The following is a 24,111-nucleotide window of genomic DNA, read 5'->3' as shown; positions in this document are numbered from 1 at the left end:
GTGTGGGAGTTTACCATGAAACTAGCTATAGGCGCTGCAATAAGTTCGTTGTTGATGGCAACGGCAGTAAGCGCAGCATCACTTTCAATCGTCGGCGGTACGGATTATGTGTTACCAGGGGGATTGAAGCCTCACAATCCGAATTATGGTGCGCTTAGTCCTGCGCTCCTTCCTCCAATTGGAGTTGGCGACACCGTTAAAAGGTTCGACACTGACGCTTTGAGCCTTTTCGATACTTTCGACGGCACAAATGGGCTTATGCTCGATGCAGCCAGCAAGATTCGGATCATGTATCTCGGTGCCGAAGCGAGCGCTAAAAACTTTGCGCTTAACAAAGCCGGCGGAACTCTGAACAACAAGACCAGTTCCAGAGGGGACTCAATCGTAACCCTTGACCTCCCAAGCTGGGTTGATCTGGTGTTTCAGTCGTTTGGCGCTGGAGGTGTTTTCCGGGGGGACATCGAAAATAATGCGGCCGGTCAATCTGACGATGACTTGAGTATCGGCTTCTATCAACAGCAGAATTCAAAGCATGTTTTTGCCTTCCTAGGCGATGGCACAGGTGATGCAGACCTCGACGATATGGTTCTTCGTATCTCGATCGTTCCGCTTCCAGCTGGTGGTTTGCTTCTGCTGAGCGCTCTTGGCGGTTTCGCCGTAGTGCGGCGCAAGAGAAAAGCCTAAGCGTTCAAGCTTAACGAAAAGAATTGGAAGAGGGGCCTTTTGGCCCCTCTTTTTTTGTGTTCGATAATGTATGTAGCAGCAGCATCTAGAAAGCCTCCTGCAAAATCAGGCGTCGAAATCCATCACATTCAAAATCATTTTCATCTTATGAGATCAGGGCAAAAGATCACGCAGACTGACTCACCAAAATGCCTTCATGCTCAGAAAAGTTTAGGCGGCAATTTTCACACTAGTCACCATCCACTCCGGTAGAATTTTCTCAACTCTTCAGGAACATTCCCGAAGGTCGTTCGGCTATTGCCAGCACTTTGCGGTGGCTTGCGGACAAATCACAACACCCTCCCTGCAAAACTTAGACGTTCTGGTGATCACATCACATGACCGGATGATCACTCGCTGGTGTCGGAGGAAAGCCCATCTAGAATTTTACGCGCTTCGATGATTTGCGGTAGAGGGTTATCACCGGCAATATCTACAGCGCGCTGAAGCAACTCTTTTGCTTTTTCGTTACGATCTAGGGCAAGATAGGTGCGACCTAGATGATATTGAACCAATGCGTCGTTTGGAAGGCCAGCGGCAGCAGGCTCAAGGTGAATAACCGCCTCATCAAAATTGCCGCGCCGAAATTCAATCCAGCCATACGTATCCTGAAGTGCCGGCACTTCGATGCCGCGCAAACGACGCGCGACCACATAAGCGCGGTTCAAGCTCTCTTCTGTATCGCGATGGGTAGAAATCAGACTTGCAAGGTTATTCGCGACAACAATATTATTGCTGTCTTTCGCGTACATATCTTCATATATGGCAATTGCGCCATCAAAATCTCTGTCGCGTTCAAGAATTTCCGCCTTAAGGAACAAGGCGTTTACGGCCTCTGGATTTTCATCAATAAGAGCGGCTTGGTCTTCGACCAGTTGCCTAGCATCTTCTTCACGGCCATCTGCCATCAGGAGGCTGAACAAAGTACGAAGAATGCGATCATTGGCCGGCAAATCCTCGAGTAAAGCCCGGTAGATTGTTTCTGCCTGATCGCGTTCGTCGTTGACCATATGAAGGCCGGCGCGCAAATGGCGAAGTACGAAATCGTCTGGCTTTTCAGCCAACCGATCTTCCACTTGTTTAACGGCATCATCAATTTTGCCAGCACGCACCTGTGTTTCGACCATTGCGGCGAAAGCCTGTTGGCCATCTTCATCCTCAGACAGTTTTTCCAGATACGAAATCGTATCATCCAGACGGTCCTGTTGAAGAAGCATCTCTGCCTGAACCGCATTTGCCAGTGTTTGCGCTTCTATCGCTTCCATGGAGCGGAGTTTCCAGATAATGCGCTGAACCTCGTTCCAATCTTTATTCTGCAATTGCAGGGCAACCATAGCTCTGATCAAGTCAAGATTATCAGGAGCTTTGAGAAGGGCTTCGTCCAAAACGGCTTCTGCCGCCTCAATTCGGTTATCCTTCATCAAATAGTTTGCATATCTCAATGATTCGGGCGGCGCCTGGTTGGCGAGTTCGACGGCGAGAGAAAAGCGTTCTCCGGCCAGTTCGCGATCTCCCGCGCGCTCATGCGCGGCCGCCATCAGCGTCATTATCGCCGGATCTCGCGGAGATTGCGAAAGCGCCGTGCGTAAATCGATAATCGCATCACCCGTTAGATCTTCTTCTATCTGCCAAGCGGCGCGCATTTTCAATGCTTCGACATGACTGTTGTCATTTTCGATAACTTCCTCAACCCTAGCTCTGGCACCGACCACATTCCCAGTTGAAGATTGCATACGCGCAAGGAGAATTTTGATGTCGTTGATGACGTCATTCGGTTCCTCCGCACCATCGACCAGCTTTTCGAGTTTGGCCAAGGCTTCTTCTTGCTCGCCAGCGTCGAATTGCATCGTTGCCTGGATAGCTATGAAGCGTGTCGGATCCTCTTGCGTTTCGACCAAACGGTCGATTTCCTCGCGCGCGGCGTCATCACCACTTGTCATCCTGAGGAACTGCACAACGGCCATGCGGCTTTCATCTTCTGCATCTGTACGGCTCGCCAACTCGCGCAGAAATTCTTCAGCGCCTTTGTTGTCGCCCTGCTGCACATACCAAGCGATTAGGTACTGACGCGCCAGCTCATCTTCAGGGAAGAGCTCGACCATTTTTTTGAGCGTTTCGCCCAATTGTTCTTTGTCCTCTGTGCGCAGCAGGACATTTAGTTTCGTTGAATGAAGTTCGTAATTCTCGGGCTGTTGTTCGAGCCCCTCATCAATCACTGGAAGCACAGCTTCCATGTCTTCATTCCTCAGCAAGAAATCGATTACCAACCGGCGGGCGATAAAGTTATCCGGGTTTTCTTCCAAAGCCTTTTTGGCGGTTTGCGCCATTTGTTCGACGGCCACCGCATTATCATCAGACAAGGCTTGGGTATATTTTAAAGCGGTATCAGCCACCTTTACCCGTGGATTGTCGGGTGCCTGTTCGACAGCAGTGGCAACGTGTCGTTTCGTTTCATCCCAATCTCTGCGCTCGATTGCCATCTCAGCCAGCTCAATACGTGCTTCGATAGTTTCCGGATATTGCTCTACGACGCGCAAAAATTGCGAGTAAGCTTCGCCGCGGCGCCCATTTTCCATCTGGGTACGGGCATACGCCATCCGAGCTTCTTTGTGGCGTGGATTCAATTTGAAGACGTTGCGGAATTCGATCAACGCGCGGGATACATCCCCTTCTGCGAGCAATTCCATTCCCGTTTCAAAATGCCGCTGTGCACGTTCTTCCGAATTTTCGCAAGCTGACAGGGCAATAAGTGCGGTTAGCAAAAGAGCCGGGAACCCAGGAAGTCGCAGACGCATGGTTATGTCCTACCTTCATATATCTGTGCCGATAGCAATAAATGTAAGCGGCATCACCAAAGCAACAGATAACGCCTGCGAAGAAATCGCAAACGTTATCGATACTCAACAGTTACGTTGAAATTTAGCAACCAGTTCCGCGTAGCACAACACCTACGGTGGAAACCACGATCGACACATCGGTGGAAAAGCTGACGTCCTCATAGTAACGGTTGTCAAACTTAGCACGAGCAGCAAACGTCGACTTGTTGCGGTCTGAAATTTGCCAGTAACCAGTGACACCCGGGCGCAAAGCATAATAGGAGCGACCAGGATACAGGTCACGTTGCTCTGGCATCATCGGACGCGGGCCGACGATGCTCATATCACCAATCAGAACGTTCCAAAGTTGCGGAAGCTCATCCAGCGAAGTTTTGCGGAGAAGCTGGCCGACAGATGTGATCCTTGGATCATCTGCAAGCTTCTGCTTCTCATCCCACTCTTCACGAGCGCTTTGGTTGGTTTCCAAATGGTTTTCCAGTCGCGCTTCCGCATCATGAACCATCGAGCGCAACTTCCACATCGTGAAGATGCGGTCATTTTTTCCGATACGCGATTGTTTGTAGAAAGGTTGATGTCCGTCCCGCGACACAAGCAATGCAAGCAGCAAAACGACCGGCACTACAATCGGTGAAGAGATCAGAACAAGCGCACAGTCAAAGACACGTTTGAATACATGTCTATAAGCGCCTTTTTGCAAAATGCTAAAGCCCGTTATCGGTGAGACTTTTTCGGCAAACGCAAATCTATTTTCAAAATCATTGTCTTGGATGCTCATTGTACACAGCGACCCTAAATCTTTACACGTTTCATACCCACAGCCCGAAACACGGACCACACAACTTCTGCTCTATTATATCAAGTTTTATTATTATCGTCGACAAGCTCGCCGATATTTTTATTTAATTAATTCTTACCATTCAACCGGCAACTTTCAAAGCATATTCCTCTCTGAAGGCCAAAGACTTGCGCTAGGGTTGCATTAATCAATCTTGAATTGAAGATTGTGTAGCTGATGTAACCAATAGGGCGGATTTGGCGGATTGTGTAATAAATGTGGCAGCCCGAAATCAACATAGTGGCAGAAATTTGACAGTTTTCACGAATCACTCACCAAAAAGTACTGCATAAGCTTCAAATGGACCGAACATGATTTCTCCTCCCCCCTGTCTTGTTTTGGACAAAGCAATCCACTTGAAACGATCTGGAGTTCCAGACCGAATATATTGGTATGGTAAAAACGCGGATCCAGAATTTGGAGTTAAGTATGAGTCGCAGGTTTTTTAAATCTTTTGACTCCGTAATACCGCTAGATGTGGTGAATATTTTTAGAAGCTCTGATTCAGCGCCTTGCCAACCAACAGGTTCCGAAACTCGCAAGGCTCTCCCAGCGCGTGCCACCTCAACCGAAAACAGCGGTACAGGCAACAAACCGCCGGAAGCTTCTGGTTTCTTAAGTGTGCGCTCGATACCTGAAAAAGAACCTTCTTTAGAAAAAAAGCACATAGACACAGTTCATCAAACGAACCAGAAGCCTTATATGCCAAGCAATCGAAGCGGCATACCTGTAGCTAAATCAATGGAAGGTGCACGTGAATCGAGTTACACGAAGCCCATGAACAGTACGATTGAAATTTATACCCAACACTTCGAGCTTAAGGAGCGTCCGTTTACGCTTCTGCCTGATCCGGATTTTCTTTTCTGGTCACCCGCACACCAGCGCGCTTTCACGATGCTTGAATACGGCACACTGACAGGCGCACCTATTACATTGATCACAGGCGAGGTTGGCGCCGGAAAAACGACCCTGTTGCACCATTTTCTAAAAAACCTAGATGAGAATGTGAAGGTGGGACTAATCTCAAATGCACATGGTTCGCGGGGGGAACTATTGCGTTGGGTTTTGATGGCTCTCGATCAGCCGGCAGACAATTCAGCCACCTATGTCGACCTATTTGACCAGTTTCAGGAATATCTCATTGGAGAGTATGCCGCCGGTAATCGTGTCATTCTTATTTTCGACGAAGCTCAGAACCTGAGTCAGGAATCTTTAGAAGAACTGCGGATGTTCACCAATATCAACGCAAACAAGGATGAGTTACTCCAGCTGGTACTCGTAGGGCAGCCCGAACTTCGGGAAATTGTTCAACAACCGGAGCTTCGCCAGTTTGCGCAACGTGTTGCGTCAAGTTTTCATTTGAAAACGATGGATGAAAGCACGACTTTGGCATACATTGGACACCGACTTAAAAAAGCAGGTGCGCATCGCAACCTGTTTACCGAAAGTGCCAGCAGGCTGATCCATGAGAACACCCATGGTGTGCCACGTCTTGTTAACCAACTTTGCGATTTGTCGATGGTTTATGCTTTTGCTAAGAACCAGAAAACCGTAACCTTGCTAACCGTTGAGCAAGTATTGAGCGATGGAGCGTTTTTTGGTGCTTCCCCTGCCGGACAGAATGATGAGACAGCCACATGATGCTTGACTTCAAATTCTTCGCCTCTCTTTTTCTTAGACGACTTCACTACTTTCTCGTGGTTACAACTGCGCTGTCCGCATTCGGATTGACCGTCGCCTATACTCTGCCTGCCGGTTACGAGGCCAAAGCTAGGTTGCTGGTTGAATCACCGCAGATTCCTGGAGATTTGGCATCGTCAACGGTAAGAACAGGCGCCGCGGAATTGCTTGAAATCATATCGCAACGCGTTATGACACGCGCAAGCCTTCTGGATATCGCCCGAAAGTTTGACCTTTATAAGGACCAGCGAAAGTTAAGCACCGACGACATCGTTGCTGATATGCGAAAGCGTATCAAAATGTCTCTGCCAGGCCGACGCGATGCAGCATCATTCGTGACAGTTTCTTATCGGGCAAGCACCGGTACGGAATCAGCGCAGGTAGCGAATGAACTGGTGACGCTTATTCTACAGCAAAACAGGACGCTCAGAACCTCGGCAACAGGTCAAACCCTGGATTTTTTCAGGAACGAAGTTAAAAAACTTGATGAAGAACTTGCCGAGCAGGGACAGAGAATCCTCAAGTTCAAAGGCAATAACCAAGGAGCGCTGCCGGATAGCTTGGATTATAGACGAAACAGACAGGCATCCTTGCAGGAAAGGGTCCTGCAAATGGAGCGCGAACTGGCAAGCCTTCGGGATCGTCGTACCCGTTTGGTGGATCTTTATCAAAGAACAGGACAAATCGAACTGACTGGCGAGGCACTTAGCCCCGAAGAGCAGCGCCTTCAGGAATTGAGCAATCAACTTGCCTCTGCACTGGTTCTCTATTCCGATACGAACCCCAGGGTGAAAGCCTTAATGGCGCAGGTTGATGCCGCGCAAAATCAAGTGGCCTCGAAGCGGCGTAGTACAGGTGGCGGATTGATGTCGGCTTATGAGGTTCAACTGGCCGATCTGGACGGCCAGATGGAATTTCTAATCGAAGAGAAAAAGACGGTTGAGACTGAACTTTTAGAGTTGGAAGAATCAATCGATCGAACACCTGCAAACGCGATCACACTCAGTTCGCTTGAACGCGACTACGACAACATCCGTGTGCAATATAATCAGGCAACCGCCGATTTTGCGGCCGCTCGTACCGGCGACCAGATCGAAGCGCAATCTCGAGGCCAACGTATCACTGTCATAGAACAGGCAACTGTACCGAATGCTCCAACCAGTCCAAAACGTAAAAAGATTGCATTCTCAGGAGCCGCTGGAGGCATTTTTGCAGGTCTAGCGGTAGTGATACTTATCGAGTTGTTGAACACATCAATCAGACGGTCTGTGGATTTAACCAACAGGTTGGGCATCACACCATTTGTCACCATTCCTTATATCCGCACGCGCGGCCAGGCAAATTTCCGAAGGTTCGTAATTTTCATTGCGCTGTTGGTTGTCGGTTTGGGAATCCCAATCACTTTGTTCTTGTTGCATACTTATTATCTACCGATGGACCTGTTGATCGAGAAAGTGCTGAATAAATTTGGCATTTCCGATTTGATCAAGCAGTTCCGGCAGGGGTTTGGTAACTGAGTTAGAGAGGTACCATGGAACGAATTCAATCAGCCCTTCGTAAAGCTCGACAAGCGCGACAGGAGCAAAGCGGCAAACCTGCGGGCAAAGCAGAAGATTCCGTGGCAGGCACACAAGGAATGGATACTTATGTGTTGCCCAAGAACATGTCAGTTTCCGATCGAGAGGAGATTTGGAAATCGATAGAGTCGTTCAATCCGAAGGAGAAACAACTTTTGGCAAATCGGATTGTCGCCTTTCGATCAAGCCACGATTCAGTGCCATACGATGTAATGCGGACAAAAATGCTGCATCAGATGCGGGCGAATAAATGGACGCGTGTTGCCATCGTCTCGCCGTCTCAAGGTGCAGGCAAAACATTGACCAGCGTCAATCTTGCTTTCAGTCTTGCGCGGCAAACTAATTTTTATACGATCCTGCTGGAACTTGACATGCGGCGACCCTCAGTAGCCAAAACCATAAAACTCACGGATGAGTGTCAATTTTCCAGGGTACTTTCAGGCGAAAACCCGGCTGATGAGCATTTGCGCCGATATGGAAAGAACCTAATCTTTGGATCCAACAGCACGACCGTTCGTAATCCCGCCGAATTGCTTCAAGGCACAAATGCAGGAAAGGTCGTCGATGGTATCGAAGAACGATTTAAGCCTGACATAATGATTTTCGATACGCCACCTGTCTTTGCAGGCGATGATACTTTGGCGTTTCTGGATCAGGTCGATTGCGTTCTACTTGTTGCAGAGGCCGAAAAATCAACGATCGACGAAATCGATAAATGCGAACAGGAACTCGCCGCACGAACAAATGTACTGGGAGTGATCCTGAATAAGTGCCGCTATTTGGGCAAACACGAGGAATACGGAAAAGAGTATAGCTGAGTGCGAATACTATTGTTGTCTAGACAGCGGAGGGACAGAAGTAGTTAGATAATCGGGCTTAAAACCCCCGTATTCCCAAGAAACCAAATACTATTGAGCCGTTTCAAACTCCATCGAAAGAAGCCGGTGGTTTTCTGTATCCTTCAGGGTATATTGGACGGCCTTACCATTTGGTAACATATTCGGCCCTGAAAGTTCGACAACGGTCTCCGACATCTCACGCTTTATGCCGGACAAGATCGCAGCACCATCATACTCCATGAGGTCTTTCCACGGTGCCGTCCAGTAAATCCATGGATCGTATGCTGCGTTTCTTTCAGCAGCACGGTAGTCAACCGACGAAAGTCGCATCGGGCCTATTTCCTGAATCAGCTTGTATTCACGTTTCTGATGGCCGGGAAAGCTGATCGAAATCAAGGCCGGGGCACTGTCATGAAACCCGTTCCAGGCAAAAACACCGATGTCCACTCGGTGCGTGAGACGCTTCTGAGAAGGCATAATCTGTCGCGTGTCATGCCATTCGACAGTGATTTCAGCCTTTGCCCCGCTTTCTCCAATAGGCGCAATTCTGACGCGGTTCGGATCACCACGCAGAAGCACCCAAGAGAATTTAAGGGTGTGTCCGTTCGGATCTGCGGTTTTGCCTGCTGAAACCATCATGCGTTTCGAAAACTCAAACCCTCGCCAGACGCGGGCTATTGCAGATGGCGTGTCAAAAAGCTTTTCCGACAAACTAGCAAGCCCCGCCTCGGAACCAAAATCTTCTTCTTCGACCGTCAAAACGATCATCGGAGGAATTTCCTCCGGTTTAAGCGACGAAGCTAAAGTCACCATTCGCTCAGGCACGAGGTCCTTTTTTGAGAAGACAGTCGGGTGGGCTCGACCCGAAAGATATGCTTCCCGTGAATAAATAGCCTTTTGACTGCGCCGCAAAATCATCTGCAACGTCGGCGCCACCAAGTTTTTTTCTTGTAGCGCTTGTTGAGTATCCGGACTCAGCGCTGCTACGGCCATGAAAAGCGCTCTCATGAACGGCCGATCGGAATGTGACGACCCTTGTGTGATCACCATGTAAGGCCAGTTCGCCGGGAACAAATCCACTTTGTCGTGATCTCGGTGTTCGGGATAGATATAGAGATGGTTTGTAATGTAGGTCAGAAACGCTCTAGTCGGACCCTCCGGTGTGGTCATTGCCAACCTGGGTTGGCTGCGTTTGTACTTTCCCTTCGTGAGAGCAGTTGAAGAATTGCCGATAACAATCGCAGGAACAATGAGCCCCCCAGCCAACCCGTAATCCAGATTACGCTTCTTAAGCTCATCGGAAATAACGAGTTGCGAGAGCGTCGGAAACTGGCCCGGTTTCGGTTTTGAGTGCCCTCGATCACGATTGTCATAGATTACATTCTTGAACCCGGCAGCGCGCCCCTCTCTTTGGAATTGTCGTAGCAAGCCGGCCTCAGGCGAATTGTCTTCCAGATCGAGAAGAGGCAACTCAGGTGAAAGCGCTGGCAGTTCGAAATCCGGCGCCGTTAAAGAAAGCCCTCCCAGCGGGACCAAGTCATCAGGCTCAACCACACCAGGCTCCGCGTGGGCGCATGCGGCGGAAACCGCAATAAGTAGCGCCGAAAACAACGTGCTGAATGCATCTTCAAAAAAATGAGTCTTCATTCTGTAAACCTACAAAAATCTGTAAAGGACTTAAAATCTCTATTTCTGTGCACAATTTAATTTTCAAATCATCTTGTTGAACCAGTCACTCTCAGCGGTCTATCACTACGATTATTCAGAGTTCATGATGGATTACCACCCTCTAAACTCCGACAGCCCTAAAGTGGAGGAGAGAGATGCAAACCCTTGCGGACAAGCACTTACGGCCGCAATGCCGTAAATTTCAAACACGTTAAATGAGCCTGCTTGCAAAGCAGATACTATTGAATGGCAACACAAATTGTCGCGAAAAGAATTGATTGTCTAATCGAACTCAGGCGGATCATCACCTAGCAAAGTCGGCGCAGTCGCAATTTTGTTAAGCCCGCTTGAACGAAACCTATCGGTTCGTCTACTGCTTCTTTGCGAATGGATCGCGGTAAAGCCCGAAACGTTGAAGAAGGATTTTCCACAAGAATGGCGGCTCATGCACGATGTATCTGTGCCAGCGCTGACGCGGTTCCTTCACAAGTCTGTAAAGCCATTCCAGACCTGCCTCGGTGATCCAGGAGGGTGGCCGTTTGAATGTGCCAGCCTCATAATCAATCGTGCCACCCAAAGGTAAGAAGAGGCGAACATTCGGCAGGCGGTCGCGATACTGGATGATAAACTTTTCCTGACGCCCGCCGCCCAATCCAACCAACAGAACCGTCGCACCAGACGCGTTGATGAGATCGATTATATGTTCGATCTCTTCGGGTTTCTGATCATAGTCGAAGGACGGTGCGTAGGTACCGCAGATGAATTCACGCTCGACCTTGGCGTTGATCTTACGGGCTGCGATTTCCGCGATACCCGGTTTACCCCCGCACATGAAAACCGTGACATCTGGATTGTTTTTGTGATACATGTAGAACTTGGGGAAGTAATCCGAACCTGAGACTCGTTCTTTTACAGACGTTCCCATGAATTTCGTCGCGAAATACATGATCTGGCTGTCACAGGTGATTAGATCGAACTTGTTGAAAATCTCGTAGAAATCACGATCCTTTTGAAGTTTCATGATCATATCGACATGCAGCGTCAGCATCAGACCTTCCGTGAAATCCTGCACCACCTCGTCCATCGTCACATCGTGGACAAAAGCGTTCAGCAGCGGAACCTTCTTGTATCCGACATCGCGGGGCGCGTCGGCATCGGACGCCATCATGCTGTCATTCCGCGCGGTAATAAGACCACCCTCCATGTTCTAATCCTTCCACATATACTGATTAACAAGGTCACGGGTATTACGAATGTTTCCGGCGCTGGACGCGCCGAAAACTATGGAATGTACATTTGGCAATTCTGAAATCCAGGAAATCGCCTCTTCAGCTGAGATCGCCCCAGATGCATAGACTGACATCGCGATTGCACGAACCCGGCCGCTTTGTAGCGTCTCAACATAGGAATCCAGACCACCGCACATCCGGAAGCCCAGCTTGTTGATGTTCGAACAGACAATCGGGTTCTTGATCCCCTCTTGCTCTAGCACATCGACAAGCATTGGCATGTTCATGGTGATGAATGCAGGCTCGGCATCGTACTTTTCTTTGACGTGATCATGGAACACGCGAAACGCACCCGTAAAGCCCATGCCCATCAACAGATCGGTAAAGACGTTCTGCATGAAAATCACAGGGGTTTTCAAACCCTTGAACATTTTCATCTCTGCATCGATCAGTACCTTGGCAATCCCATCCACGTCTTTTGATGCCAGCGCCGCACCGCCCCTGAGCGCGGTTTTCAAAAACCCATCTTCCGGCATGAAATGGGTAATCGCACCCAGCATACCGTAGTCCGTCACCGCATTAGCGTATTTGTGCGCATAGGGCATGCAGGGATAAAAGGTGAAGTCCGAGTAGCGATCCGGATTGGCACGCACAATTTCACAAACTTCGGCAATCCGGTCATGGGTGGTGCACATGAAGGTCTTGATGCCCTCATCATATGCTGTATCCAAAACGTCCATGATAGCGCTGGTTTCCTGAAATCGCATTGCCTGCGCGCGCGCTTTCTCCTCGGACATATGATTGATTCCAAAAAACTGGTTATCACCAAACAGCAACCGATCCATTGTGGCTTCTTTTCCTATCATTATGACCGCCCGAACCAGCCGCGTTTGCGCTCAGTCGGTTTTTTCACAGAACTCTGCGGTTTTGCGGGTGTCACGCCCACGCTGTCATCCATAATCTGTTTCAGTGTTCGGTCGGTCATTGCCGCTGACCGGAAATTGTTTTCTCCAGCGCCTTTTCGATCATCTCGTACAGCAGTGATGAAATCATCAATTTGCGCGGAATACTCTTCGCCACGAAGATAAAACCATGGATCTTCTGTCAGTTCAGTCGTGTATTTGACTGTCCAACCTTTCTTGTATTCAGGCAATTCAGCAACAGGCTCGCGCAGATAAACCTGGCATTCCTGCCTATCCACATTCATGCGGCCATTTGTACCGATCATACTGATCTTTGTGGTCATCTTACGATGTGATTCATCACTCCAGTTCACGGAAAGCTGTGCAGTTGGACCATCGTTGAACTGCAAGGTGCTGAATACCTCGTCGTCAATTCCTTCAGAGAAAACCGAGTTCAAGACCGAGCCGCTGACATTAGCGGGCGCACCGAAAATCCAGTTCAAAAGATTCAAAGGATGTGCCGCATAATCGTATAGACATCCTCCACCCTCCGCTTTTTGGGTTCGCCAAGTTTGGCGTTTGGGACGTAGCACGACAGGGCCATAAGCTTCGGCCAGGATATGCGTGATCCGCCCCAGCGCGCCAACGTCCACGATTTCTTTCATCTTCTGGAACGCACCGACATATCGGTTGTGATATCCAACCTGATTGACCAGACCCTTGCTTTCCGCCAGCGCGGAAAGTTCTTCGGCTTCAGCGGGATCAAGGCAAAACGGCTTTTCACAAAAAACATGAATGCCTTTTTCCAACGCCGCACGCACCATCGGGCCGTGCAAACGTGAGGGCGTGGCGATCACAACGGCATCCAAAGGCTGCCTATCCAGCATTTCGTCGTACTTTTTGTAAATTTTGGCCGAAATGTTCTTGTTCAGGATGTCGACCATAAAACCGGTAGCATCACAGGCAAATGTTTCGGTATCAGGATGTGCGTTGACCAATGAAAAATGGGAGATGCCCATTTTTCCAAGCCCGACAACCGCAATTTTTATGTTTCCAGACATGACCGCTCGTATGAGTTATTCTTTGGACGCTACTTGCAGTTTTTTGTGTCTATTATTTGACGGGAGCTGCGCGTCGCTATGAAAGTTCAGTTGTTTACGTTGAATTCTGTAACTGCGTGTTCTTTAGGCGAAAATTTAAGCAAACAGAAGTAAGGAAAAGCACTATTTGCACCAATCTTTGCCTTCGTGGTGCGCATTCCCGAAATAACGCGAAGAATTGGTGATCGATGCAATGGAAAACGGCATTGCTTTTGATCCGCTGACTTACAATGACAGCGAGATTTTGCCCGTATGTTTCCACCGTAGAAATGAGAGCAATAGCTTCGTGATCGGCGATCACTCCTAAATCTGTGGTTGAAAGATCACTTTTTTGATTGAATCGCAGCGAGATGGCCCCTTGGTTCGACACAGCCAAGCTAATGTTTCATTTGTCAGGGCAACTCGTTAATAGCGATAGGCAAAGGAGCTGGCTTGAAGCACATAGCCCGGTTCCAAAGATGTACGGCCAATTGGAATCGAAACTTTGAAACAAACCTCCGATACACCAGCAAATACTGCAAGGATTGTTGTTTCGATCATTAACTACAAGACTGCAGATCTTACCATTCAATGCGCAGAATCTGCCATTGCCACTTTGTCGGAAATCAATGGTCACGTCGTGATAGTCGATAATTTTTCTGATGATGGGTCGGTTGTAAAAATTTCCAACTGGATTGAAGAACAGAACCTGTCGGAACACGTTCACCTCGTTCAATCGCCCACCAATACCGGTTTTTCCGGTGGACATAACCTTGGCATGCAAGCGATTCGGTCCGAATACTATCTATTGCTTAACTCAGACGCGATTTTGCAACCGGGCTTCACCCAGGAAATACTGCTCAGAGCGTCCAAAGAGCCGAAGTCGGGTTTGTTTGCGCCCAGGATAGACTATGACAATGGTGAACAGCAGATCAGTTGCTTTCGCTTTCCATCACCTACCAGCGAAATTATTCGCGGTGCCGAAAGCGGCCCACTTACACGGTTATTGCAACGTCGGCGCGTAGCGCTGGACATGCCGCCCGAGCCAGATCAGATCGAGTGGGCCAGTTTTGCGTGTATTCTAATCAGGGCTGAAGTCATCGATCAGGTGGGCCTGATGGACGAAGGGTATTTTCTTTACTTCGAAGATGTAGAATTTTGTTGGCGCGCGCGGCAAGCTGGTTGGCGCATTCGGTACATCCAAGAGGCACGCGCCGTGCACTTCCGCGGCGGCAGTGGACCGGTAAAATCGCTCGCCAAAGAGAAAAAACGCCTGCCAGCCTATTTCTACGCATCGCGAACAAGGCTTTTCTATCAGATGTACGGTACAGGCGGATTATTGCTTGCCAACCTTGCGTGGGTTTTCGGACGTGCGATTGCCGTCTTGCGCGTGTTAGCTGGTAAGAAGATACCATCAAGCAACGAGCAGGAACATCGCGATCTGTGGACTAATTTCTTTTCGCCTCTTGGCGATGACTACAAACCAAAGACATAAGCAATGGCACTACCGGATTTCATAATAGTCGGCGCTATGAAATGCGGAACCAGTACGCTTGCCGCACAGTTAGAGGCGCAGCCCGGCTTTTTCATGACCACGCCGAAAGAGCCGAATTTTTTCTCTGACGATGAAATCTATTCCAAGGGTGCAGATTGGTACAAAAACCTGTTCGCAGACGCCGCACCAGATGACATCAAAGGTGAGGCCAGCACTCACTATACCAAGCTGCCGCTTCTCCCCGACGCATTACCACGCATACGCAACATGCTCGACAACCCCAAAATCATATACCTGATCCGCGATCCCGTAGCTCGCGCGGTCTCTCATTACATCCACGAATGGACCATGGGCGTGATGTCCGACGACATTGAGAAGGCTTTCGCCAACCATAAGGAACTCGTGAGTTATGGGTGCTACGCAGATCAGATTGGCCCTTATGTCGACGCCTACGGTGTCGACCACGTCTTGGTGCTCAACCTGGAAACAATGAAAAAAAACCCGCAACAATTGCTTGAGAAAGTCTGTGATTTCTTAGGCTACAAGGGGCAGCCTAGTTGGTCGGACGAGCTTACTAAGGTCAACGTCTCTGCCGAGCGAATTAGGCGCTTTCCGCTACATGGCTTGATCTTCAGCAATCCTGTTGCCGCGACCTTGCGCCGGACCTTGGTACCGCAATCTATCCGTGACAGGCTGAAGAAAAAGCGCCAGATGCGGGATCGCCCTGAATTATCCGAAGCGTTGAGAAACGACATCCAGGCGCTGTTTGTTGCAGATTTCAAAAAGCTGCGTTCAATATTCGCAGATCGTGACGATCTGCGGATCAGCTATCCATTCATTGCCGATGACTAGACAGCCGGCCATAGGCGCGGTCATCATCGGCCGCAACGAAGGCGACCGACTGGGTCTCTGTCTGGCTTCGGTCAGTGCGCAGATTGAAAATATTGTATATGTCGACTCTGGATCAGAAGATGACAGTGTTGAACGTGCCCAGCGCGCAGGGGCCAAGGTCGTCGAATTGGATATGTCCAACGCATTCACTGCTGCCCGGGCAAGAAATATCGGGTTGGAGACGCTGAAGGCCGAACGTGATGTGGATTTTGTTCAATTCATAGACGGTGATTGCGAATTGCAGGAGGGTTGGGTCAAAACCGCCGCAGACTTTCTGATGTCGCACCCCGATGCTGCTGTGGCTTTCGGTCGGCGGCGCGAGCGCCATCCTGACGCATCAATTTATAATCGCCTATGTGATTGGGAATGGGATACGCCGATTGGAATGACGAATTCGTGCGGGGGCGACGCCCTGATGCGGATCGAGGCGCTAAGCGATGTCGAAGGTTTTGATCCCAGCCTGATTGCAGGTGAAGAGCCCGAACTTTGCGTTCGGCTGCGTGCGTGGCGCTGGCAAATCTGGCGCCTGGATCATGAAATGACACTGCACGATGCTGATATGACACGTTTCCAGCAATGGTGGAAACGCACCCGGCGAGCTGGCCACGCCTTCGCCGAAGGTGCGGCACTGCATGGCTTGCCACCCGAACGACATTGGGTTCGGGAAACCCGCAAGGCTCTCAATTGGGGGCTTTTCCTGCCACTTTTCATCTTCTTCACAGCCTGGTTGATCACTCCCTGGGCCTTCGTACTCTTGCTGCTCTACCCGTTCCAGGTTTTGCGACTTGCGTTCCGAGAGGGTGGCGACCGCATCGCTTGGGAAAGAGCGAGCATGTTGGTAATCGGAAAATTCGCCGAGATGACTGGTGTGTTGGAGTATTGGCTGCGGCGTTTATTGAACAGGCGCGGCAGGCTGATCGAATACAAATGAGCTAGGGTTCATCACGCTCCGCTACCCTCAATAAAGCCTCGTGGGGCGTTCCCTGTACAGCCTCAACGCAATCTTCAAAGTTTTCGATCACCTCTGACACAGGTTTGCGAATGATTTTGACCATGCGTTCTTCGGTACGGATTGGGGCCACGTTCAGAAACTCAAAAACTCCAGCCATTGTTTCGTGGCGACCGTCCTGATCCGAGAACAAATCGTCATATCGGATCACATGTTTTCGCGCATGAGGGATTCGCGCCAGCATTGCGTCGAGATTGGCATTTTCAGTCTCGATATCCGAAAGAAGCCCTGAAATGCGCGCCGGATCAATGCGCAGGGTTCTGCCGTTGCCCGCGCTCGTGGATTTGATCACTCCTGTCGCCCCAAGCATCGCGTTGGAAATCATTCGGTCAACGACGTTTTCGCGCAGCAACCCGATTATTTTCAAATCGGAACGTGCATCCAGATATCTTTCAAGTCCGAACTTGATGAAGTTCAGCGAAAAATCCTTGATCCCGAAAGTCTCTATGTTGCCAAGAGGCTTTGACGCTGACCTTTTTCCCTGCAACGTCTTCTTTGCTGACCGGATCATATTGACGGTCCTGAGGAATGACCGCGAATACAGCACCCAATCCAAGAATGCTTCGTCATCTTGAGGAACCAACGGCAGCGCCTTTTGCACCTTTCGGATGGCATTCCACTCACCCAGAACTTCGCCGAAGTTCAGTATTGCCGGGTTCTGATTCATCATATCGCACAAGGTGTTACTGCCACTGCGTCCCAAGGTCAGAACAACGTGTCGTTCCATGCTCACCTGCCCCGCGCCCAATCCGATTTCGAACGACGCAACCGCACTGCAACATGCACCAATGCGTAGATTGTAAATGACACTGGCATTCTCAAAAAAAGCCCTGCGAGCTGGCTGCTAGTTACCGGTGCTTTTGCTTCGTTTTCTATGATTTCGGGATATAGCTGATGAATTTCCTGGACGCCGTCATCCTGTCGCCGACGCACCCGAACCAGATTTCCAAATCCTTCAACCATCGGCCAGTGGTAGCGCGCAGGAACCTCAACCCTTTCTTCGGGCGAAAACTGCAATCGCACGAATGTATCGTCCGAAATGATGTCCGGAAAGGTATCCCAACGAGCACGGCCCGCACGATTGACTGCAAACAGACCTGCGCCGACTGCGCCGCCTTTTACAAAGGGTAACTCAACCCAAATCCTTGCATAGCGCCGCGTTACCCAACTTTTTGCCTTTGTGACCTTCAACGCCCCTGTAGCATAGGTGGGCTTATCTACTTTCAAAACTTCGCGCAGCTGCATCAGCAGGTCTGGGTCGCAACGCACATCAGCGTCAAGAAATACCAACACTTCACCTTGTGCCATGCTATCTGCCCAGTTCAGCGCGTTCACCTTTCCTGGCTCGGGCACCTCAACAATGCGCAATAACCATCCACGCGATTCGAACCTTTCCTGAAAACTTTCAGCCACTTCGACAGTCCGGTCGGTACATGCATTTGCAGCCAGAATAGTCTCTGTCTGGCCCGTTTCAGAAGATTGAGCCAGCAAAGCCTCAAGGCAATCGCCAATGTAATCTTCTTCATTCCGGGCAGCGATGATCACACTCATCAGGGTTTTCTTGTTCCCCCGATCTGTCGATCCTTCTGTCATGCTGTCTGCCCATTTCTTGATCGTCGTCACTGACCGTTACCCGTTTCTTGGGGGTTTTGTCGACTATCAAGCCAGCCATGTGCAGAATATTATGGACAAAATCGTCCCTCCACGGCACCAGAGGCACAGACAAACACATGGATTTCCTAATAGGGCCACATTGCTGACAAGAGGGACTGGCAGTTAAGCGACATGATCAAGGTTGGCATCATCGGAACCGGATTTGTGGCCGATCTTTATATGCGGTCGATCCAGCTTGGCACGAATTTCGAGCTTGTTGGTGCTTTTGATCGTCGCCCCGAACGTCTCGCGCAATTTTGCGCCTTCTGGAAACAACCTGCATTTACCTCACAGGACGAATTACTCAGTGCAATTGGTCCAGGTGGGATTGTGCTCAATCTCACCAATCCATCGTCGCATTTCGAAATTGGCATGGCTGGATTGGAAGCGGGATGTCACGTCTATACCGAAAAGCCGTTGGCGACGACCCTTAAAGACGCAAAGACACTTTGCGATCAGGCGCGCGAAAGTAACCTGATGTTGGCGTCTGCGCCCTGTAGCTTTCTTGGTGAAGCCGCACAAACCGTAGGTGCGGCCATCCGCGAAAATGTCGCCGGTAAGGTTCGAGCGATATATGCAGAGCTCGATGATGGGTTCATACCACAGGCTCGCTATGCTGATTGGATCAGCGAAAGTGGCGCACCTTGGCCAGCAGGTGACGAATTCGAAGTTGGCTGCACGTTGGAGCATGCTGGCTACTACCTGACCTGGTTGATATCGATCTTTGGTTCGATCCGCTCCGTTGTCGCCGCATCGTCACGCCAAGTATGTGATTTACTCCCAGTTGATGCGCCCGCACCTGATTTCTCAGTCGCAACGCTTTTTTTCGAGTCCGGGGTTGTCGCTAGATTGACCTGCACAATCATCGGCCCGCATAACCATTCTCTGCGAATCGTCGGGGATCGTGGCGTGATCGAACTGGACGAGGCTTGGAACAACACCGCCAAGGTTCGGTTTCGCCGCCGCTTCAACCTGCGCCGGCGTTTGATGGAATCGCCAATTGCAAAACGTTTGAAACTGCCCGGTGAAACGCACCCAAAGGTGGGACGATGGGGCTCGGCCTCAATGAACTTTGCTTTAGGCGTGACTGAGCTTGCCGACGCCTTAGTAGAAAAGCGAGCTTCGCGCATGTCCATTGACCTTGCCTTGCATTTGACAGAAGTGACGTTGGCTATTCAGGATTCCGAAGAGACGACAGGCGCGCAACGAATGACGACGCGCTGTGACCCACTGGAACCTATGCCCTGGGCACAAAAGCTTGGATAAGAGTGACATGAAAGATCCGATTCGATTGGGCATTGTAGGTACCGGTGCCATGGCCGCGCGCATGATGCATGCGCTTGCGGCTATACCAGATTTCACTGTACATGCCGTTGCTTCAAGGTCAGAAGGTCGCGCGTGCGAGTTTGCCAAAGGTTTCGACGTGCCAAAGTCCTTTGGCTCATCGGAAGAACTATCAGAACAGCCTGACGTGGAGGCCGTTTACATTTGCGGTCAATCTGGCAATCACGTTTCTGACGGTCTCGCCGCGCTTAAGGCACGCAAACCCATCCTCCTGGAAAAACCACTGGCAACAAAACTTAAGGATGCGAAAACTTTGGCAAATGCGGCGCGGTCTGGAAACTGCCTGCTCATGGAAAACCTATGGTGTCTCGCGCTTCCCTCATATCTTGAGCTTAGTGAAAGGCTAAACAGCCAAAGCTACGGCAAACCGGTACACCTGCAGTTTTCATTCGGTTATCCAGTTATGCGCGAAGGCTATCCGTCAATATATGATCCTCAGGATGGTGGTGCGCTATTGGATCGCGGTGTCTATGGCATTTCGCTGGCCATACATCTTCTAGGACCGGCGGAGTCTGTCCACGCCGCAGCGCAGTTCGACGAAAACGGTACCGATCTAACCACGGATGTTTGTATCTCACACGTTTCAGGCGCGACATCCCAGATCAGTGTTTCGCTGAATGCGCTCATGTCCAATACCGCTGCATTGTCCTGTACTCATGGTATATTGCAATTAGGTGCGCCTATTGTTGGTTCAGAATCTCTGCTTTGTCAGCAAATGAGTCCGGAAGGCATTGTTCGATCCTCAAGCCACTTAGGGCCCACCAAGGCAGGATTTAAATCCCGTCTGAAATCAAACCCCATGCTGCGCAAGATAAAACGATTTCGCGATGCCACCGCAGCCAAGTTTATCCCGCATGGATCGGATCAATACATCCCTATACTGGAACATTTTCGTAATCTGATCCGAGGTGGTCGCAATGAAAGCAATTTAATTCCCTTGGAATTGTCGTTGGCCACGCAAGAGGTTCTGGATCAAGCTCGCCGCCAAAGCAGGGGGGCTTAGTCAATGCGCATCGGTTACCTGATGAACGCCTACCCAATGACGAGCACCACTTTCATTCGTCGAGAGATCCACGCGATCGAAGATCAGGGGGTCGAGGTTAAGCGTTACGCGATACGCCCGTGGTCTGAAACATTGGTGGACGATCAGGACATAGCCGAGAAAGAAAGGACCTTCTACCTGCTGGTCGGAAGACTTCCGGGATTGCTGCGTGATTTCTTCAAAGAGGTTATTTCCAATCCTGTCGGGATGGCCCGTGCGATCTCGACCTGGCTACGTCTTTTGCGGAACGCCGGCGGCGCATTCATCCCCCATGTCGCTTACCTGCTGGAGTCCATCTCGCTGAAACGCCGCGCCAATAGTGACGGTATTTCGCATCTCCACACTCATTTTTCGACCAACTCCGCGGCGGTCGCCATGCTGTCTCATCGTCTTGGCGGACCTGGTTACAGCTTTACCGCACACGGTCCCGATGAATTCGTCGATTGGGGCCGGTCGTCCTTGGGTTTGAAAGTGGCAGAATCGCGGTTTGCTGTCGCCATTTCCAATTATTGCCGGGTGCAACTTGCTCGCGCTTCGGGGATGGACCATTGGGACAAGTTGCATATTGTTGGCTGCGGTATCGACGTGGAAGAGTTTGCATCCAGCGAAGCTCCTTTTAACAAAGAAGCGCCGTTTGTTTCCGTCGGTCGGCTTTGCCAGCAAAAGGCTCAGACATTGGTGGTTGAGGCCATAGCGCAGGTTGCCGCCAAGCATCCCGAGATACGTGTCAACCTAATTGGTGACGGGGAAAGCCGTGCCGATGTCGAAGCAGCGATCAGACGTCACGGCCTCTCTGAAAATGTGAAACTGCTTGGATGGCGTGACAATCAAACCGTTCGGGACGAACTAAGCCGCGCCCGCGCGTTATTGCTGCCCAGCTTTGCCGAAGGCTTGCCGGTGGTTATCATGGAAGCGCTGGCTTTAGGTCGCCCGGCGATCTCGACCTATATTGCTGGCATTCCCGAATTGGTCGACGACGGCTGTGGATGGATCATACCAGCAGGATCTGTAGGCAACATTGCTCAGGCGATGGATGCAGCGTTGAGCACAGGCCCCACCAAGCTCAAGGCTTTAGGTCAGGAAGGTCGCCGTCGCGTGATGGAAAGGCATGATATCCGCAAAAATTCAGCCGCATTACTGGATTTGATTCGGAAAACGTCCTGACCAAAGCCCCATCTCAGAGCTAAGGCGCTATTTCTCGCTACTTTCGGAGGCTACTCATTTGAGATATCGCCTTGGGGTTTTCTTCCTTGGAACTCGATGGCTACTGCGCTTCAGATTGCCTCAAAGTCGTTTTGCAACACAGTGTAGACCTCTTCTTCATGCGCCGCACTTGTAAATTTCGCGGATAGGTTGAGTGACGTAACAAGAAGCTTGGCGAATGTTTAAAAAAGACGATATAGTGTCGCAGAGGTAGGCGTATACAAGATAAAGCATAAACTTGACGGGGAAAGAAAAGCCGACAGGATTCGCGAAATCCGACAAGACGTTTTGGCGAAATGAGCTTCAAACGATTGCTTTTGAGTGTTTTTCTAACCTTTCGTATAGGCTGCGACCGTATTTCAGCAGCTCAGCCAGAACAATTGCCCGACAACGCCCTTTTTTAGCCAGTATTCGCTGTTCATTACCAATCTTGGGGGGGCCAAATTGCATGGCTCAGAAAGGGCCGTTGGCTGGAAATGTCTGCAAAAAACTCGAACGATCAAGTTCCTGAACATCTCAAGGGTACACGAGAAGGCTTGTTCCATCTGCTCCGCGGCAGCTCGATCGTTCCAGAAGACGAGATGTCTATTCGCCCGGAATTGCCGCGTGTCATGCGCTATGATGAAGTTTTGATACAACCCAGTGCCGCGCGATACACACGACACAGGGAAAGACCTCTGAAAGAAAAGATTGCCGAGCTTCTTCAGGAAGATGAATTTTGCTTTTATCGGTAGACCCGAGTGTTCATTGCGGTTTTGAAAAGTGAAAGCTGGCCATTGGTATAGCCGGGCGTCCCAATAGGTCCGATTGGCGGGAAACCCCGCTGCTTTTGGTGATTTTAAGCAGGAAAATGCCAACTTCTGGTTGTTTTCCGCTTCTCAATTGCTCCTCATTTGTCATTCGCCCTAGTGTGCACCCCGTACAAAGTGGAGCGAATCCATACATAGAGGTGACGGCAGTATCCTCAGATCAGTTTTCGTCGCTGGCCGGTTCGATTGAAATCAGATCGGTCAACTCTTTGTTCTGTGCAAGTAACTGATTTTAATACCAAGTTTGCCACGTCTCGGCACCCTGTTCAGTATCAGAAGTAGTCTGTTTCCCAACCAAGCCACGCTGGCGCTGGCCCCTTATTGCCGCGTCTTAGCCTCAAAAATGTCCAGAATGTAAACCAAGGAGTACAGCAAGTGGGGATGAAATACGGGAGCGTCGGTCATGAGCAACCTCCAACATGGGGCATTTCAATTGTTTTTTCCGAGTCCGCAAGCGGGCTCACAACTCGGGTACTTCCCGAGCGTCTGGACCATACAGTACAATTTGATGCTGCAGTTGGCGATGCAACAGCAGGCGGCGCGCAAAGCAGCGGCAGAGCGAAAGAAAGCTCTGGCCGAGCAACGAGCCGAACAGAAAAAAGTCCTCGCAGAGAGGCAGGAAGCGCTTATCGAAAAGCGGAAAGCGTTGGCCGAAATGCGTGAGGCAGAAAGACAGAAGCACCTGGAGGAAGAGCACGATGCCCCTCAGGTCGACGGCCTAAAAGCAGAGTATTTCCTGCTCCCAGAAGTGGTAAGCTCAATCGGTAGAGTGAACTTCTACAAGAAACCGGACTTTGTGAACGCGGTAGATCAACTGGACATCTATCGCTCACGCAAGGCGTTTTTCGAAGATGGTCCCGTCAACAATTTTGCGGCGCGCTTCAGTGGTCATCTGAACGTTGAAAAAGGCGGGGCATACACACTCTTCCTTAAGTCCGATGACAGCGCTGCTTTGTTTATCGATGGCACGCGCGTTATTCTGAACAGAAACAAAGGTCCTGATGGTCTTCGTTCCGGGGTGCTTGAATTGCATCTCGCTGCTGGTGTGCACGAAATCAAGATCTTGTATCTTGAGAATACCAGTTCCCAAACCCTTCAGCTGGAGTGGGCGGGACCAGACACGGAATTCTCCCGTATACCGATCAGTGGTTCCAGTTTGTCCTACGCACGACCTGAAACCGATGGCGACGGTCATACCGACCATGGCGATGGCGACGGGCATACCGACCATGGCGATGGCGACGGGCATACCGACCATGGCGATGGCGACGGGCATACCGACCATGGCGATGGCGA

At 50.3% G+C, this 24,111-nt stretch carries 19 protein-coding genes; 11 read left to right on the top strand and 8 right to left on the bottom strand.

What is annotated here, in order from left to right:
• Nucleotides 1-15 precede the first annotated feature (15 nt).
• Nucleotides 16-684: a VPLPA-CTERM sorting domain-containing protein gene (locus Q1B27_RS20275; RefSeq protein WP_299850491.1), complete on the top strand. Its 669-nt coding sequence runs from the start codon at nucleotides 16-18 to the stop codon at nucleotides 682-684.
• A gap of 389 nt (nucleotides 685-1,073) precedes the next feature.
• On the opposite strand, the gene Q1B27_RS20270 is transcribed toward Q1B27_RS20275, so the two are convergent.
• Both Q1B27_RS20270 and Q1B27_RS20265 read right to left on the bottom strand, forming a co-directional pair.
• The gene (locus tag Q1B27_RS20270; RefSeq protein WP_299850489.1) at nucleotides 1,074-3,518 is read right to left on the bottom strand and encodes a tetratricopeptide repeat protein; all 2,445 of its coding nucleotides are present in this window, start codon (nucleotides 3,516-3,518) and stop codon (nucleotides 1,074-1,076) included.
• 124 nt (nucleotides 3,519-3,642) lie between these two features.
• Nucleotides 3,643-4,335: a sugar transferase gene (locus Q1B27_RS20265; protein WP_299850487.1), complete on the bottom strand. Its 693-nt coding sequence runs from the start codon at nucleotides 4,333-4,335 to the stop codon at nucleotides 3,643-3,645.
• Nucleotides 4,336-4,824: 489 nt separating this feature from the next.
• Here Q1B27_RS20265 and Q1B27_RS20260 point away from each other — a divergent pair, with 489 nt between their 5' ends.
• The 3 genes from Q1B27_RS20260 to Q1B27_RS20250 are packed head-to-tail and all read left to right on the top strand — an operon-like array spanning nucleotide 4,825 to nucleotide 8,470.
• Nucleotides 4,825-6,036 carry an AAA family ATPase gene (locus tag Q1B27_RS20260; RefSeq protein WP_299850485.1) on the top strand — a complete coding sequence of 404 codons (1,212 nt, stop codon included), beginning with the start codon at nucleotides 4,825-4,827 and terminating at the stop codon, nucleotides 6,034-6,036.
• Nucleotides 6,033-7,592: a lipopolysaccharide biosynthesis protein gene (locus tag Q1B27_RS20255; RefSeq protein WP_299850483.1), complete on the top strand. Its 1,560-nt coding sequence runs from the start codon at nucleotides 6,033-6,035 to the stop codon at nucleotides 7,590-7,592. The genes Q1B27_RS20260 and Q1B27_RS20255 overlap by 4 nt, the downstream gene beginning before the upstream one ends.
• Before the next feature lie 14 nt (nucleotides 7,593-7,606).
• A complete protein-coding gene (locus Q1B27_RS20250) occupies nucleotides 7,607-8,470 on the top strand; it encodes a CpsD/CapB family tyrosine-protein kinase (RefSeq protein ID WP_299850480.1) in 864 nt (287 codons plus the stop codon).
• Between the two features lie 90 nt (nucleotides 8,471-8,560).
• Here Q1B27_RS20250 and Q1B27_RS20245 read toward each other — a convergent pair whose 3' ends face one another.
• The 4 genes from Q1B27_RS20245 to Q1B27_RS20230 all read right to left on the bottom strand — a co-directional run bounded on the left by Q1B27_RS20245 (nucleotide 8,561) and on the right by Q1B27_RS20230 (nucleotide 13,351).
• A complete protein-coding gene (locus Q1B27_RS20245) occupies nucleotides 8,561-10,138 on the bottom strand; it encodes a hypothetical protein (protein WP_299850477.1) in 1,578 nt (525 codons plus the stop codon).
• A 391-nt stretch (nucleotides 10,139-10,529) separates the two neighbouring features.
• A complete protein-coding gene (locus Q1B27_RS20240; RefSeq protein ID WP_299850473.1) occupies nucleotides 10,530-11,363 on the bottom strand; it encodes a WecB/TagA/CpsF family glycosyltransferase in 834 nt (277 codons plus the stop codon).
• Between the two features lie 3 nt (nucleotides 11,364-11,366).
• Nucleotides 11,367-12,254 carry a hypothetical protein gene (locus Q1B27_RS20235; protein WP_299850469.1) on the bottom strand — a complete coding sequence of 296 codons (888 nt, stop codon included), beginning with the start codon at nucleotides 12,252-12,254 and terminating at the stop codon, nucleotides 11,367-11,369.
• Nucleotides 12,254-13,351, bottom strand: a complete 1,098-nt coding sequence (locus Q1B27_RS20230) for a Gfo/Idh/MocA family oxidoreductase (protein ID WP_299850465.1) — start codon at nucleotides 13,349-13,351, stop codon at nucleotides 12,254-12,256. Before Q1B27_RS20230 ends, Q1B27_RS20235 begins: the two co-directional genes overlap by 1 nt.
• 523 nt (nucleotides 13,352-13,874) lie before the next feature.
• Between Q1B27_RS20230 and Q1B27_RS20225 the strand changes: the two genes are divergently transcribed.
• Genes Q1B27_RS20225 through Q1B27_RS20215 form a run of 3 tightly spaced genes read left to right on the top strand, consistent with a single transcriptional unit; the run spans nucleotide 13,875 to nucleotide 16,686 of the window.
• Nucleotides 13,875-14,864 carry a glycosyltransferase family 2 protein gene (locus tag Q1B27_RS20225; RefSeq protein ID WP_299850462.1) on the top strand — a complete coding sequence of 330 codons (990 nt, stop codon included), beginning with the start codon at nucleotides 13,875-13,877 and terminating at the stop codon, nucleotides 14,862-14,864.
• Between the two features lie 3 nt (nucleotides 14,865-14,867).
• Nucleotides 14,868-15,716 (top strand): sulfotransferase domain-containing protein, encoded by an 849-nt coding sequence (locus Q1B27_RS20220; protein WP_299850459.1) that lies wholly within the window; start codon nucleotides 14,868-14,870, stop codon nucleotides 15,714-15,716.
• Nucleotides 15,709-16,686 (top strand): glycosyltransferase family 2 protein, encoded by a 978-nt coding sequence (locus tag Q1B27_RS20215; protein WP_299850457.1) that lies wholly within the window; start codon nucleotides 15,709-15,711, stop codon nucleotides 16,684-16,686. The genes Q1B27_RS20220 and Q1B27_RS20215 overlap by 8 nt, the downstream gene beginning before the upstream one ends.
• A 1-nt stretch (nucleotide 16,687) precedes the next feature.
• On the opposite strand, the gene Q1B27_RS20210 is transcribed toward Q1B27_RS20215, so the two are convergent.
• Together Q1B27_RS20210 and Q1B27_RS20205 are read right to left on the bottom strand one after the other, a co-directional pair.
• On the bottom strand, nucleotides 16,688-17,491 hold the full coding sequence (locus tag Q1B27_RS20210; RefSeq protein ID WP_299850455.1) for a sulfotransferase: 804 nt from the start codon (nucleotides 17,489-17,491) through the stop codon (nucleotides 16,688-16,690).
• 2 nt (nucleotides 17,492-17,493) lie between these two features.
• The gene (locus Q1B27_RS20205) at nucleotides 17,494-18,315 is read right to left on the bottom strand and encodes a glycosyltransferase family 2 protein (RefSeq protein ID WP_299850453.1); all 822 of its coding nucleotides are present in this window, start codon (nucleotides 18,313-18,315) and stop codon (nucleotides 17,494-17,496) included.
• Nucleotides 18,316-18,549: 234 nt separating this feature from the next.
• Between Q1B27_RS20205 and Q1B27_RS20200 the strand changes: the two genes are divergently transcribed.
• The 4 genes from Q1B27_RS20200 to Q1B27_RS20185 all read left to right on the top strand — a co-directional run.
• A complete protein-coding gene (locus Q1B27_RS20200) occupies nucleotides 18,550-19,683 on the top strand; it encodes a Gfo/Idh/MocA family oxidoreductase (RefSeq protein ID WP_299850451.1) in 1,134 nt (377 codons plus the stop codon).
• 7 nt (nucleotides 19,684-19,690) lie between these two features.
• A complete protein-coding gene (locus tag Q1B27_RS20195) occupies nucleotides 19,691-20,764 on the top strand; it encodes a Gfo/Idh/MocA family oxidoreductase (protein WP_299850449.1) in 1,074 nt (357 codons plus the stop codon).
• Between the two features lie 3 nt (nucleotides 20,765-20,767).
• Nucleotides 20,768-21,967: a glycosyltransferase family 4 protein gene (locus Q1B27_RS20190; protein ID WP_299850447.1), complete on the top strand. Its 1,200-nt coding sequence runs from the start codon at nucleotides 20,768-20,770 to the stop codon at nucleotides 21,965-21,967.
• 1,251 nt (nucleotides 21,968-23,218) lie between these two features.
• On the top strand, nucleotides 23,219-24,111 hold an 893-nt coding region (locus Q1B27_RS20185), incomplete at its 3' end, for a PA14 domain-containing protein (RefSeq protein ID WP_299850445.1).

It is taken from the genome of uncultured Roseovarius sp., from assembly GCF_947489715.1.
Lineage (GTDB): Bacteria > Pseudomonadota > Alphaproteobacteria > Rhodobacterales > Rhodobacteraceae > Roseovarius.
This window is presented reverse-complemented; position numbering and strand designations above follow the sequence as displayed.

What these genes read in the sequence shown, in the direction of transcription:
- Q1B27_RS20205 (WP_299850453.1), bottom strand. Translation starts at nt 18,315, where the DNA reads ATGAGTGTGATCATCGCTGCCCGGAATGAAGAAGATTACATTGGCGAT.
- Q1B27_RS20235 (WP_299850469.1), bottom strand. Translation starts at nt 12,254, where the DNA reads ATGATAGGAAAAGAAGCCACAATGGATCGGTTGCTGTTTGGTGATAAC.
- Q1B27_RS20275 (WP_299850491.1), top strand. Translation starts at nt 16, where the DNA reads ATGAAACTAGCTATAGGCGCTGCAATAAGTTCGTTGTTGATGGCAACG.
- Q1B27_RS20265 (WP_299850487.1), bottom strand. Translation starts at nt 4,335, where the DNA reads ATGAGCATCCAAGACAATGATTTTGAAAATAGATTTGCGTTTGCCGAA.
- Q1B27_RS20190 (WP_299850447.1), top strand. Translation starts at nt 20,768, where the DNA reads ATGCGCATCGGTTACCTGATGAACGCCTACCCAATGACGAGCACCACT.
- Q1B27_RS20220 (WP_299850459.1), top strand. Translation starts at nt 14,868, where the DNA reads ATGGCACTACCGGATTTCATAATAGTCGGCGCTATGAAATGCGGAACC.
- Q1B27_RS20245 (WP_299850477.1), bottom strand. Translation starts at nt 10,138, where the DNA reads ATGAAGACTCATTTTTTTGAAGATGCATTCAGCACGTTGTTTTCGGCG.
- Q1B27_RS20240 (WP_299850473.1), bottom strand. Translation starts at nt 11,363, where the DNA reads ATGGAGGGTGGTCTTATTACCGCGCGGAATGACAGCATGATGGCGTCC.
- Q1B27_RS20230 (WP_299850465.1), bottom strand. Translation starts at nt 13,351, where the DNA reads ATGTCTGGAAACATAAAAATTGCGGTTGTCGGGCTTGGAAAAATGGGC.
- Q1B27_RS20260 (WP_299850485.1), top strand. Translation starts at nt 4,825, where the DNA reads ATGAGTCGCAGGTTTTTTAAATCTTTTGACTCCGTAATACCGCTAGAT.
- Q1B27_RS20250 (WP_299850480.1), top strand. Translation starts at nt 7,607, where the DNA reads ATGGAACGAATTCAATCAGCCCTTCGTAAAGCTCGACAAGCGCGACAG.
- Q1B27_RS20270 (WP_299850489.1), bottom strand. Translation starts at nt 3,518, where the DNA reads ATGCGTCTGCGACTTCCTGGGTTCCCGGCTCTTTTGCTAACCGCACTT.
- Q1B27_RS20215 (WP_299850457.1), top strand. Translation starts at nt 15,709, where the DNA reads ATGACTAGACAGCCGGCCATAGGCGCGGTCATCATCGGCCGCAACGAA.
- Q1B27_RS20210 (WP_299850455.1), bottom strand. Translation starts at nt 17,491, where the DNA reads ATGGAACGACACGTTGTTCTGACCTTGGGACGCAGTGGCAGTAACACC.
- Q1B27_RS20255 (WP_299850483.1), top strand. Translation starts at nt 6,033, where the DNA reads ATGATGCTTGACTTCAAATTCTTCGCCTCTCTTTTTCTTAGACGACTT.
- Q1B27_RS20200 (WP_299850451.1), top strand. Translation starts at nt 18,550, where the DNA reads ATGATCAAGGTTGGCATCATCGGAACCGGATTTGTGGCCGATCTTTAT.
- Q1B27_RS20195 (WP_299850449.1), top strand. Translation starts at nt 19,691, where the DNA reads ATGAAAGATCCGATTCGATTGGGCATTGTAGGTACCGGTGCCATGGCC.